Source organism: Flintibacter porci (assembly GCF_041925195.1).
GTDB lineage: Bacteria > Bacillota > Clostridia > Oscillospirales > Oscillospiraceae > Lawsonibacter > Lawsonibacter porci.
Genome location: NZ_JBHEVB010000001.1, coordinates 41545 through 52884, shown reverse-complemented (window position 1 = coordinate 52884; position 11340 = coordinate 41545). Strand labels below are relative to the sequence as shown.

Sequence of the window (11340 nt, the reverse complement as noted above, 5' to 3'; positions counted from 1 at the left end):
ACTAACCAGCGCAAAAAATTTATTGAGAAAGTGGAGTTGATGTGTCCAACATGGACAGTACCAGTATAGGCATGATTGCCGCCCTGATTTTTCTTGTGATGATGTCCGCCTATTTTTCCGCCACCGAGACGGCCTTTACCTCTCTCAACCGCATCCGCCTGAAAAACCGGGCGGACAACGGGGACCGGAGAGCCCAGCGTACCCTGGACCTGGCGGAGGACTATGACAAGCTTCTGTCTACCATCCTGATCGGCAACAACATCGTCAACAACGTGGCCACCACCATCGGCGCGGTGCTTTTTATCAAGCTCATCGACGATGTGCGGGGTCCCACGGTGTCCGCTACGGTGCTCACCATTGTGATCCTGATTTTCGGCGAGGTTTCCCCCAAGAGCCTGGCCAAGGAACACCCGGAGGCCTTTGCCATGTTTTCGGCCCCTCTCCTGCGGGTGCTCGTACTGATCCTCACTCCGCTTAACTTCCTGTTTGCCCAGTGGAAGCGCCTGCTGTCCCTGGTGTTCCGCAACAGCGGAGAGGACGGTATTACCGAAGAAGAACTGGTGGGGATGGTAGACCAGGCGGAGAACGAGGGCGGTCTGGATCAGCACGAGAGCGATCTCATCCGCAATGCCATCGAGTTTAACGACCTGGAGGTGTCCGAGATCCTCACTCCCCGGGTGGACTTGGTGGCGGTGGAGGACGACGCAACCATGGAGGAGGCGGCCTCCCTGTTTGTGGAGAGCGGCTACTCCCGTCTGCCTATTTATCACGACAGCATTGACAACATCATCGGCGTCATCCATGAGAAGGACTTCTATGCCGCCCGCTATCGCGGCGAGACGGACCTGACCAATCTGAAAGCGCCTGTCCTGTATACCACCGGAAACACCAAGATCTCCGAGCTGCTGCGCATCCTCCAGAAGAACAAGGCCCACATGGCCGTAGTGGTGGATGAGTACGGCGGCACCGAGGGTATCGCCACCCTGGAGGACATCGTGGAGGAGCTGGTGGGCGAGATCTGGGATGAGCATGACGAGGTCATCGAGACCTTCCAGAAGCAGCCCGACGGCAGCTATCTCATCGCCTGCTCCGCCGATCTGGACGATATGTACGACCTGTTCCAGGTAAAGGGCAGCTGCGACGCGGCCACCGTGTCCGGCTGGGTCATGGAGCAGGTAGGCCGGGTACCCGAGGTGGGCGACCACTTCCAGGCTGAGGGTCTGGACGTCACCGTCACTCAGGTGGAGCACCGCCGGGTGCTGGAGATTCAGGTCCGGGTCCTGGAGGAGCCGGAGGAAAAAGAGAGCAAGTCCAGAGACAAACGGGAAAAAGAGAATAAGTCCAAAGAGTCCCGAGAGAAATAAAAAATGTGCAGAGAGGGTGCCTCTCTGCACATTTTTTTATGGTCCGTCCGGGGTGAAGAGTACCCACTCGCCGTCAATCTCCACCGCGATACCCTCGTCGGTGCGGGCGTAGAGGGTTCCCTCCCGGTTGAAATTGGCCTCGCCGTCCTCGTCGGGCAGGCCGTCGGTGTAGGTGGTGGTGCCCAGAATGGCGCTCTCCTCCACCTCGCCGGAGATGGCCTGGCCGGTGGACCAGTAGAGCTGCCCGTCAACCCAGATGGCCGGGCAAACATCGCCGCCGGAGCCTTGGGAATTGTCAGTGATGCCGGAGTTGGAATTTTGCTGGGACTCACCGCTTGCGGCGCTGCCGCTGCCGCTATTTGCACTGCCCATGCCCAGGTTATTCATCCCCCAGTACAGTCCAAACACCACCGCCAAGCAGGCGGCCAGTCCAGCCAGGGGACGGCGCAGGGAGGGACGTTTTGCCGGGCGGTATTCCTCCGCCTCAGCGATCAGGTCCTCATCGATGTGCCCCACAGCCTGGAGCAGAAATTCCTCGTTCATACTGCGATCCCCTCCTGTTCCAGAGCGGCTTTCAGCCGCTGACGGGTGCGGAACAGCCGGGATTTGACCTGGCTCTCCCGCAGATGGAAGCTCTGGGCCAGAGCGGCAATGGACTCCAGATGCCAGTAGCGGCGGATGAACAGAGCCCGGTCCAGCTCCGGCTGGCTGCGGAGAAACTGGGAGATGACCCGGCCTGTCTCCTTCTCGTCAAGAGCCTGCTCCGGCCCGCCGGGAGCGGGAAGGCAGTCCCCCAGTTCGTGAAGGGCCAGTTCCACCTGACTGCCGCCCCGCTTGGCTGCCCGGTTGCGCCGCCAGCGGTCTAAGGACAGGTTGCGGGCCAGTTTCCCGAAAAAGGCGGAGAGAATACTGGGGCGCTGGGGAGGCATGGCGTTCCAGGCGTGGAGCCACGTGTCATTGACGCACTCCTCCGCGTCCTCCTCCACCGCCAGGATGCGCCGGGCGATGGAGCGGCAGTAGGCGCCATACTTCCGATCGCTTTCCCAGATGGCCTGCTCCCGCCGGTCCCAATATAACTGGATGATCTGCTGGTCTTCCATGGCGGTCTCCTTTCTTCCAATGGGTTCTCTATCCATATAGACGCAAAGGGAAGGGGATGGTTGCAAAATTCAGAAGGGCAGGGCGATAATGGCGGGGATAAACAGGGGGACCGACAAAGAGAGGATGACCCCCGAGGTGAAAGAATAGATGGCCATGCGCTGGTCGGTGGCGCTGACCACCACGGGCAGCACCGTATCCATGGCGGCGGCGCCGGGAAGGGCCACGGTTTCGATATATCCAAATCGCTGAGCTACCATGGGAGCAAGGACAATGGCGAACAGCTCATGCAGGACGTTGGAGAGAAAGGCGGTGGCCGATACGGTGAGGGAGTAGGGGGCCAGCAGGGTGGGGGCCAGGGAGTACCACCCAAAGCCGGCCGCGGCGGCCACACAATCCTTGGGACCAAGGGGGAGCAGCAGCCCTACCAAGGCGGTCACCGTAAAGGTGCCGATCATGACTGCCAGCGGGACCAGAACCACCCGCAGGCCGGCCTGTCGCACGCTGGACAGCATGCCCTCCTGACGTCCCAGGTCCAGTCCTACCAGGAACAGCAGCAGGTACAGACCGAGCTGGATGATCTGACCGCAGTGGACGGCCAGGGCATCGGGCAGGACAAAGTGGCCCAGAACCATGCCGAAAGCCACAGTAAAGACAATGAGCAGGGTGAGGGTGTGGTCCACCTTGACCTTTTCTCCATGTTTCTCCTGGGTCTGAGCGGAACCGGCCGGCTGCCCATGTTTGTCCAGCTTCAAAATATACTTGCGCAGGATATGTACAGCCAGCAGGCTGCCCGCCATGGCGGCGGCCGTGATGGGGAAGGCGTTGAGGCCGATGACGCCCAGAGAGGCCACGATCTCCTCGTTCGCGCCCAGCTCTGCACCTAAGGTAAAGATGAGCAGAAGCAGGGCGGCGGTCTGAAAGCGGCCCAGCCAGGGGAGCGTCCGGGAACGGAGTACAGGGCGGGACCCCAGAAAGGCGCCCACAGCCACCAGAGCCAAATAGGTAGCCAAGCTGACCAGGGTGCCGGTGATTTGCTGCATGAAGGGAAAACCTCCTTAATGTGAAAAATGGCCGGAGGGCGGGAACCGTCCTCCGGCCATGTGAAAAGCGATTTAGTTCAGCTCCAGGGACTTGGAATCCACCACAGCCTTGAGCTTGGCGGTGAAGTCGGCCATAGGCATGGCACCCAGATCCTCGCCGGTGCGCAGACGCACGGACACGGTGTTGTTCTCCATGTCGCGGTCGCCCACTACGATCATGTAGGGGATCTTTTCCATGGTGGCCTCGCGGATCTTCTTGCCGATCTTCTCGTTGCGGTAGTCCACATCCACCCGGTAGCCCAGGTCGGAGAGCTGGCGGGCCAGGTCGGCGCAGTAGTCGCAGGCGCGGTCGGTGACGGGCAGGAAGCGCACCTGCTCGGGGGCCATCCACACAGGCAGCGCGCCGGCGAACTCCTCGATGAGGTAGGCCAGGGTGCGCTCGTAGCAGCCCATGGAGGTGCGGTGGATGATATAGGGCAGCTTCTTCTCGCCGTTCTCGTCGATATAGTACATGCCGAACTTCTCAGCCAGGAGCATGTCGATCTGGATGGTGACCAGGGTGTCCTCCTTGCCGTAGACGTTCTTGTACTGGATGTCCAGCTTGGGACCGTAGAAGGCGGCCTCGTCGATGCCCACGGTGTAGTCCACGTCCAGGTCCTTCAGGATCTGAGCCATGACCCGCTGGGCCTCCTCCCACTGCTCGGCGGTACCCTCATACTTGTTGTTGGGGTTGGCGGGATCCCACTGGGAGAAACGGAAGGTGCACTTGTCCAGCAGGCCCAGGGTGCCCAGGCAGTACTTGGCCAGATCCAGGCAGCCCTTGAACTCCTCCTCCAGCTGGTCGGGGCGGAGGATCAGGTGGCCCTCAGAGATGGTGAACTGGCGCACACGGATCAGGCCGTGCATCTCGCCGGAGTCCTCATTGCGGAACAAGGTAGAGGTCTCGCCCAGACGCATGGGCAGCTCACGGTAGGAGCGCTGGCGGTTGAGATAGACCTGATACTGGAAGGGACAGGTCATGGGACGCAGGGCAAAGCACTCCTTGGTCTCATCGTGGGGATCGCCCAGGATGAACATGCCGTCCAGATAGTGATCCCAGTGGCCGGAGATCTTGTACAGGTCCCGCTTGGCCATCAGGGGGGTCTTGGTCAGCAGGTAGCCCCGCTTCTGCTCGGTGTCCTCGATCCAGCGCTGGAGCAGCTGGACCACACGGGCGCCCTTAGGCAGCAGCACGGGCAGGCCCTGACCGATCACGTCCACGGTGGTGAAGTACTCCAGCTCACGGCCCAGCTTGTTGTGGTCACGCTTCAGAGCCTCGGCCTGCTTGGCCAGGTACTCGTCCAGCTCGTCCTTCTTGGGGAAGGCCACGCCGTAGATGCGCTGGAGCATCTTGCGGTTGGAGTCGCCGCGCCAGTAGGCGCTGGTGGCGCTGGTGAGCTTGATGGCGTTGCCCTTGATGCGACCGGTGGAGTCCAGGTGGGGACCGGCGCACAGGTCGGTGAAGTCGCCCTGCTTGTAGAAGGAGATGTGGGCGTCCTCAGGCAGGTCCTGGATGAGCTCCACCTTGTAGGGCTCCTCCTTCTCCTCCATGAACTTGATGGCCTCCTCACGGGGCAGCTCAAAGCGCTCCAGCTTCAGCTTCTCCTTACAGATCTTGCGCATCTCAGCCTCCAGGGCGGCCAGATCCTCGGGGGTGAAGGGGCGGGGGGTGTCAAAGTCATAGTAGAACCCGTTCTCAATGCTGGGGCCGATGGCCAGCTTCACCTCGGGGTGCAGGCGCTTCATGGCCTGAGCCAGCACGTGGGAGCAGGTGTGCCAATAGGTCTTGCGGTACTCGGGATTTTCAAAGGTAAATTCGTTCTTGACTTCTTCAGACATGGTGTGTTCCTCCTTACAAATTTGATTGGTTTTCGGGGGCGGAGGACATAAAAAACGCCTCACCCCTGCGTTGTGTCAGGGGTGAAGCGAAAAAAGCTCCACGGTTCCACCCTGCTTGTTAGAAGCGCGGAGTCCCTGGGAGCAGGACAACAGCGACACACGCAGACCGAAAAACAGGACGGGCGCAGCCCGCGGCATGTTCGGCGAAGTGTGGAGCAGTTGGCTGTTGCGGAAGGGACGCAGCGTGACATCTAACCGCTTGTGACCTCTGTAACGGGAGGACCCGTCCCGGTTGTTTCCCGGGCGGCTCAGGAGTGGTTGCGGCCGCCGGCCTGCGCAGAACACTTTCAGCAAGCTGTGTTCCTCTCTGGGCGGGGCAAGGGCGGCTTGGTCTCCGTCTGTGCCAATTTTACGCAGAAAATATATCACCAATATCAGGTGCTGTCAAGAGGAAAGTAACTTGTATAGCAGGAAAACAGAGGGTATAATGGACAAAAACGCCACAGGAGGTTTTTCTATGAATGAACAAAGCCGTGAACTTCAATTTCACATCCAGTGCGCCCCCGGACAGGTGGGTAATTACTGCATCCTCCCCGGCGACCCGGGGCGGTGTGAAGCCATTGCCCGGCACTTTGATGACCCAGTCCATGTTCAGACCAACCGGGAGTACACCACCTACACCGGAACCCTCCTGGGGGAGAAGGTGAGCGTGGTGTCCACCGGTATCGGCGGACCCTCCGCCGCCATCGCCATGGAGGAGCTGTGCAACCTGGGCTGCCACACCTTTGTACGGGTGGGTACCTGCGGCGGCATCAAGCTGGAGGTCCAGAGCGATGACGTGGTGGTGGCCACCGGTGCGGTGCGCATGGAGGGTACCAGCCGGGAGTATGCCCCTATGGAGTGGCCCGCCGTTCCCGACTTTACCGTGACCCAGGCCCTGGTCCAGGCGGCTCAGAATTTGGGCAAGCCCTGGCACGCCGGAGTGGTCCAGTGTAAGGACTCCTTTTATGGACAGCACTCTCCTGCCCGTATGCCGGTCAGTTACGAACTGGAGCAGAAGTGGGAGGCCTGGAAGCGCCTTGGGGTGCTGGCCAGCGAGATGGAGTCGGCCGCCCTGTTTGCCGTGGCTGCCGCGCGAGGGGTGCGGTGCGGCTCGGTATTCCATGTGATCTGGAACCAGGAGCGGGAGAAGGCTGGGCTGGACCAGAAGGAGTCCCACGATACCTCCGCCGCCATCCAGGTGGGGATCGAGGCCCTGAAGCTGCTGATCCAGGAAGATAAGAAGCTGTGATTTTTTGGAGCCGCTGGCTGCGGCTCCAAAAATTTTCGAATTACACTTGATTTTGTCAAGTTGTGTGATATACTTGACTAAGTCAAGAAAAGGAGTTGACCGTTTCATGTTCCAGACTCTGGCCTACTACGCCACCGTCTTTCACCGCGGCTTTACCGCCTACACCACCCAGCGCCTGCAAAAGCTAGGGCTCAATTTTGGCTCCCTGTTTCCGGTGATCTATGTGGGCAAGCACCCGGGCTGCACCCAGGCCGAACTCACCGCCGCCCTTGGGCTGGACTGGGGGTACTCCCAGCGCACCGTGACCAAGCTGGTGGAGGAGGGGTTCCTCACCCGGGAGAAGTCGGGCCGGGCCTACCACCTGGACCTGAGCCCCAAGGGGCAAGAGGCCTTCCAGGTGAGCCACCAGGTGTTTTTCGACTGGGACCAGCAGGCACTGGCCGCCCTGGATGAGAACGAGCGGGAGCAGCTCTTTGCCCTCTTGGAAAAAGCTACCAAGAAAGAAGCGAATTCCACATGTATGAGACCATCAACAGCCCCCTGAATTACGGCGGGCTTACCTTAAAGAACCGTATTCTCTTTGCGCCCACCAGCTTGGGACTACCCCAGGAAGAACTGCTGGAGCGGATGAAGAAGATTGCCGCCGGAGGCTGCGCCATGATCATCATCGGCGATGTTCCGGTACTGCCCCACGGCTTTGGACTTTCTCTGTATACCAAGAAGGGGATGGAGTTTTACAAGAGTCTGGCAGATGCCGTCCACCCCTATGGGTGTAAGCTATGCGCCCAGCTCCACCAGTCCGACTCCAACCTGAAAGGGATGATCAAATACATCCCCGGTGTGCTCACCAAGCGCATCTCTATGGAGGAACTGCGGCCTCTGCTGAACCAGCAGGTGGGGCCTTACATCACCGGCCTGCCGGAGAAAAAGGTGGAGGAGATCACAGACGCCTTCGGCAAGGCGGCCGAACTGGCCATCCAGGCAGGCTTTGACATGGTCCAGGTCCACGGGGACCGGATGGGCGGCAGCTTCAGCTCCTCCGTCTTTAACCATCGCACCGACCGCTACGGCGGCAGCCCAGAAAACCGGGCTCGCTTCGCAGTAGAGGCGGTGTCCGCCATCCGCCGCCGCCTGCCCGATGTGCCCATTGACTATAAACTGGCCGTGCGTCAGGAGAACCCCCACTACGGAAACGCCGGCGTGCTGGAGGAGGAGCTGCCCGTCTTCGTCCCCCTGCTGGAGCAGGCGGGGGTCACCAGCTTCCATGTGACTCTGGCCAACCACGGAGAACTCAGCGACACCATCCCCCCGAAGAATCATCCGGAATTTGGGGCAGAGGGCTGTTTCTTGAAGTTCTGTGACCAGGTGCGAAAGCTCACCAAGCTGCCCATCTGCGGTGTGGGCGGGCTCACCGATCCCGACTTTGTGGAGGAGCAGCTGAAAAGCGGCCGAATCGACTGTGCCGCCATGAGCCGTCAGCTGACTGCCGACCCGGAGTGGCCCAACAAGGTGTGCTCCGGCCGGGCCGGGGAGATCCACCGCTGTGTCCGCTGCAACAAAAAGTGCCTGGGAGGCATGATGGCCCACCAGGGTGTCCACTGCATTTATGAAAGGAAGGAAACGAAATGAGCTATTCCATCGTTTACAGCAGCCGCACCGGCAACACCGCCCTGCTGGCCCAGGCCATCCGGGAGGCGCTGCCCCAGGAGGAGTGCAGCTACTTCGGCGCGCCTCACGCCGAGGCCCTCGGCGCCAACACCATCTATGTGGGATTCTGGACGGACAAGGGTACCTGCGACGAGCAGACGGCCCACTTTCTCCAAAGCCTGACCAATCAGAAGGTGTTTCTCTTCGGCACGGCCGGGTTTGGCGGTGCGCCCGCCTACTTTGAGCAGATCCTGGGCCGGGTGAAGGAGAATCTGGCCTCCGGCGTGCAGGTGGTTGGGACCTACATGTGCCAGGGCAAGATGCCCCAGGTGGTGCGGGACCGCTACGAGGCCATGGAGGACAGCCCCCGGCGTACCATGATGCTGGAAAACTTTGACCGCGCCCTCAGCCATCCCGACCAGCAGGATTTGGATGGGCTGAAGCAGGCAGTGACGAAATAAATATAAGGAGAAGGAGCCGCCCGATTTTCGGGCGGCTCCTTTGCCGCTTTTTGGGACAAATGGACATAGGGACGGGCCAGGGCGGAATACAGTGGGGCAGGAGGTGTCTGTCTATGCTTTCCCCAGTGATCTATCTGGTGCTCAACGGCCTGTTTTTTACCCTGCGGCTGTCAGGAGGCGGAGGCTCCTTCCCCCGGCCGCTGAAAGCGGAGGAGGAGCGCAAATATTTGGAGCGGTGCGCCCAGGGAGACCTGGAGGCGCGGAATATTCTGGTGGAACACAATCTGCGGCTGGTGGCTCATATAGTCAAGAAGATGTGTTCCAAAATGCAAATCTCTCCCGTGAAAAAGTGACTGAAGCGGTCTGCCCCAGCCTTAAATAGAGTTCCAAATCAATTCGCTGTTTCGTGCTGCCCTCGCAGACCACCACATGGTCGAGGATCGCCGCAACAACCTCCGTCGAGATGGTATCCTGAAAGGAAAGCTCCTGCCAAAGCGCTTTTTCGATTGCGGACAAGTCAACACTCGCAGCTGAGCCATTTTCCTCCAGCTTTTGTAAAGAAATCATCTGCTCCTGCATATCCGCAATCTGCTCATTGAAGCGGTTGTTGCGCTTTTTGAATTCCTGAATTGTGATTGCGTTGGCGATACTAAGTTCCAGCAGCTTATCCTTTTTTTCCTCCAGTTGGCTGATCTGTGTGTTCAACTGGGTGATTTGTCCGGAGTAATCACGCTTCTGCTGAACGCCAGAAACGCTGTCCATCACAAGTCGAACGATTTGTTTTTGATTTTTCACCAGCTTTTGGAATTGGTCTGCCAAAATTGCGTCCAGCTCCTTTGTTCGGAGCGTCGGCAAATCGCATCCAGCTTTTCCATGCTCACGGTACATCCTGCACTGCCAGTATTCTGTGTGTCCCTCCATGGTTTTGAAGCTCTGCCGATGAAAGGTGGTTCCATGCTTTCCGCAAATGATTTTCCCGCTGTATGGATACTTGCTTTGGTAGCCAACGCCGTAGGCTTTCGTTCTGGCGCTGCGTTTCTTGAATATCTCATTTGCCTGATTCCAGAGTTCTTCTGATACAATCGCCGGGATATTAGGATCTGGGTATGTTACCCACTCGCTTTCATCAAGAAATGCCGTTTTTTTCTTCCGATAATCCAAGGATTGTGTCTTATTACCGCAGTACCACCCCTTGTACTTTGGGTTTTGCAGAATATGGCCGATGGTGACGGAATTGAACTTGTTTCCCAAAAGGCTTGTGTATCCACGGCGAGTCAACTCCTGTGACAGCTTGCGCAGGCCATAGTTTCCGGTGGCATAAAGCTGAAAAATCAGCTTGACCGCTTCCGCCTGCTCCGGGATGATTGTCAGCTTGCAATCCTTCTTATCGTAACCCCATAAGCGATTATTTCCCAAAACATGGCCGTTCTTGATAGACTGCCGAAAGCCAAATTTTAACCGCTCGGATAGTTTTCGAACTTCGTCCTGTGCCACACCAGCCATGACGATCAGCCGAAACTCACTATCGCTGTCCAGTGTGTTGATATTATCATTTTGGAACAGTACACCCACATTGTTGTCCAGCAGCTCTTGTGTATATTGGATACTGTCCAGTGTGTTGCGGGAAAAACGGGAGATTTCTTTTGTGATAATGAAGTCAAACATCCCACGTTTGGCATCCTCGATCATGCGCAGAAAACTGTCACGCTTATAAGTGCTCGTTCCAGAAATACCTTCATCAATGTAGCCAGGAACATACGTCCAATTCGGGTTCTTTTGAATGAACTCTGTGTAGTATTGAATCTGGTTTTCCAAACTACCCTGCTGCTCCACCTTTTCCGTAGAAACACGCGCGTAGAATGTAACCCGGAGCGGCAGATCGTAAATGGTTTTTCCCTGCCGAATCTGCTCTCGAAGCCATCTAATTGTTACCATCCGTACTGACCTCCTCAGTTATTTTGTTGCCGGTTTCAGTATCAGATGTAAATTGCCGTTTGTCAAAAAAACGGGAGCTGCTGGCAGAAACATACGTTTCTTCCGAAATCAACTCCCGCTTCCATAGTCGTTTTAATAAAGCCAAAGCAATCTCGCGATCAACCTCCGTCACTGTCTTAGCCCCCCCTCCCTTATATGCTATGGGATATGAGCCGAAAAAATGATGGACAGTCATCGCAGATATTCTTCTTTGTGTTTTATTTTCAACAGAAATTCTCCAATCTACACGGCAATATAGCGCCGCCCTTATACTCATGTTATTTTTCGCCTCATTTGTAAAATGTTATTGGCAAAACCGGACGGCGGCTGGCAGCAGCCCACGGGAATCTCACCCCGGCCCATGCTGATGGGTGCGCCGCGCAATGCTTTGAGGGCGTTCAACGCGGGAGTATCATTATCCGAATGAAGGTCGTTGCCAAATGCGGTGCCACTCGCATCTGCAAACTGGCTGTATCGCTCACCCAAAGTTTCCTTTCTGTGTGGATCATGGCGCACCATTTGCCGGGCTGTGCTTCATTCGGGTTGTTATCCGGTTGCCTATGAAGTTTTCGAGGTGCAGCATA

At 57.9% G+C, this 11340-nt stretch carries 12 protein-coding genes; 6 read left to right on the top strand and 6 right to left on the bottom strand.

Annotated elements, in window-relative coordinates:
• Nucleotides 1–50 precede the first annotated feature (50 nt).
• Complete coding sequence (locus tag ACEVJL_RS00220; RefSeq protein ID WP_110442149.1) at nucleotides 51–1364, top strand: HlyC/CorC family transporter; 1314 nt, start codon at nucleotides 51–53, stop codon at nucleotides 1362–1364.
• A gap of 36 nt (nucleotides 1365–1400) precedes the next feature.
• On the opposite strand, the gene ACEVJL_RS00215 is transcribed toward ACEVJL_RS00220, so the two are convergent.
• The 4 genes from ACEVJL_RS00215 to thrS all read right to left on the bottom strand — a co-directional run bounded on the left by ACEVJL_RS00215 (nucleotide 1401) and on the right by thrS (nucleotide 5383).
• Nucleotides 1401–1907, bottom strand: coding sequence for a hypothetical protein (locus ACEVJL_RS00215; RefSeq protein WP_110441975.1), 507 nt, complete (start codon nucleotides 1905–1907; stop codon nucleotides 1401–1403).
• Nucleotides 1904–2464 carry an RNA polymerase sigma factor gene (locus ACEVJL_RS00210; RefSeq protein ID WP_235397018.1) on the bottom strand — a complete coding sequence of 187 codons (561 nt, stop codon included), beginning with the start codon at nucleotides 2462–2464 and terminating at the stop codon, nucleotides 1904–1906. Before ACEVJL_RS00210 ends, ACEVJL_RS00215 begins: the two co-directional genes overlap by 4 nt.
• 69 nt (nucleotides 2465–2533) lie before the next feature.
• Nucleotides 2534–3505: a LysO family transporter gene (locus tag ACEVJL_RS00205; RefSeq protein WP_374736534.1), complete on the bottom strand. Its 972-nt coding sequence runs from the start codon at nucleotides 3503–3505 to the stop codon at nucleotides 2534–2536.
• Nucleotides 3506–3577: 72 nt separating this feature from the next.
• A complete protein-coding gene (gene thrS, locus ACEVJL_RS00200; protein ID WP_374736532.1) occupies nucleotides 3578–5383 on the bottom strand; it encodes a threonine--tRNA ligase in 1806 nt (601 codons plus the stop codon).
• Between the two features lie 517 nt (nucleotides 5384–5900).
• Here thrS and udp point away from each other — a divergent pair.
• The 5 genes from udp to ACEVJL_RS00175 all read left to right on the top strand — a co-directional run bounded on the left by udp (nucleotide 5901) and on the right by ACEVJL_RS00175 (nucleotide 9135).
• On the top strand, nucleotides 5901–6674 hold the full coding sequence (gene udp / locus ACEVJL_RS00195; RefSeq protein WP_374736531.1) for a uridine phosphorylase: 774 nt from the start codon (nucleotides 5901–5903) through the stop codon (nucleotides 6672–6674).
• Nucleotides 6675–6780: 106 nt separating this feature from the next.
• Nucleotides 6781–7218 (top strand): bilirubin utilization transcriptional regulator BilQ, encoded by a 438-nt coding sequence (bilQ, locus tag ACEVJL_RS00190; RefSeq protein WP_325207159.1) that lies wholly within the window; start codon nucleotides 6781–6783, stop codon nucleotides 7216–7218.
• On the top strand, nucleotides 7191–8303 hold the full coding sequence (gene bilR, locus ACEVJL_RS00185; protein WP_374736530.1) for a bilirubin reductase: 1113 nt from the start codon (nucleotides 7191–7193) through the stop codon (nucleotides 8301–8303). Before bilQ ends, bilR begins: the two co-directional genes overlap by 28 nt.
• Nucleotides 8300–8782: a flavodoxin family protein BilS gene (bilS, locus tag ACEVJL_RS00180; protein ID WP_374736528.1), complete on the top strand. Its 483-nt coding sequence runs from the start codon at nucleotides 8300–8302 to the stop codon at nucleotides 8780–8782. Before bilR ends, bilS begins: the two co-directional genes overlap by 4 nt.
• Before the next feature lie 113 nt (nucleotides 8783–8895).
• Entirely contained in the window at nucleotides 8896–9135 is a 240-nt protein-coding gene (locus ACEVJL_RS00175) for a sporulation sigma factor SigK (RefSeq protein WP_374736527.1), read from the top strand.
• On the opposite strand, the gene ACEVJL_RS00170 is transcribed toward ACEVJL_RS00175, so the two are convergent.
• Nucleotides 9089–10717, bottom strand: a complete 1629-nt coding sequence (locus ACEVJL_RS00170; protein WP_374736525.1) for a recombinase family protein — start codon at nucleotides 10715–10717, stop codon at nucleotides 9089–9091. The genes ACEVJL_RS00175 and ACEVJL_RS00170 overlap by 47 nt on opposite strands.
• The gene (locus ACEVJL_RS00165) at nucleotides 10704–11033 is read right to left on the bottom strand and encodes a hypothetical protein (protein WP_278904175.1); all 330 of its coding nucleotides are present in this window, start codon (nucleotides 11031–11033) and stop codon (nucleotides 10704–10706) included. Before ACEVJL_RS00165 ends, ACEVJL_RS00170 begins: the two co-directional genes overlap by 14 nt.
• Between the last annotated feature and the right edge of the window lie 307 nt (nucleotides 11034–11340).

Coding starts and splice junctions, on each gene's coding strand:
- ACEVJL_RS00205 (WP_374736534.1), bottom strand. CDS start 3,505: ATGCAGCAAATCACCGGCACCCTGGTCAGCTTGGCTACCTATTTGGCT.
- thrS (WP_374736532.1), bottom strand. CDS start 5,383: ATGTCTGAAGAAGTCAAGAACGAATTTACCTTTGAAAATCCCGAGTAC.
- ACEVJL_RS00215 (WP_110441975.1), bottom strand. CDS start 1,907: ATGAACGAGGAATTTCTGCTCCAGGCTGTGGGGCACATCGATGAGGAC.
- udp (WP_374736531.1), top strand. CDS start 5,901: ATGAATGAACAAAGCCGTGAACTTCAATTTCACATCCAGTGCGCCCCC.
- bilQ (WP_325207159.1), top strand. CDS start 6,781: ATGTTCCAGACTCTGGCCTACTACGCCACCGTCTTTCACCGCGGCTTT.
- ACEVJL_RS00220 (WP_110442149.1), top strand. CDS start 51: ATGGACAGTACCAGTATAGGCATGATTGCCGCCCTGATTTTTCTTGTG.
- bilS (WP_374736528.1), top strand. CDS start 8,300: ATGAGCTATTCCATCGTTTACAGCAGCCGCACCGGCAACACCGCCCTG.
- bilR (WP_374736530.1), top strand. CDS start 7,191: ATGTATGAGACCATCAACAGCCCCCTGAATTACGGCGGGCTTACCTTA.
- ACEVJL_RS00210 (WP_235397018.1), bottom strand. CDS start 2,464: ATGGAAGACCAGCAGATCATCCAGTTATATTGGGACCGGCGGGAGCAG.
- ACEVJL_RS00165 (WP_278904175.1), bottom strand. CDS start 11,033: ATGAGTATAAGGGCGGCGCTATATTGCCGTGTAGATTGGAGAATTTCT.
- ACEVJL_RS00170 (WP_374736525.1), bottom strand. CDS start 10,717: ATGGTAACAATTAGATGGCTTCGAGAGCAGATTCGGCAGGGAAAAACC.
- ACEVJL_RS00175 (WP_374736527.1), top strand. CDS start 8,896: ATGCTTTCCCCAGTGATCTATCTGGTGCTCAACGGCCTGTTTTTTACC.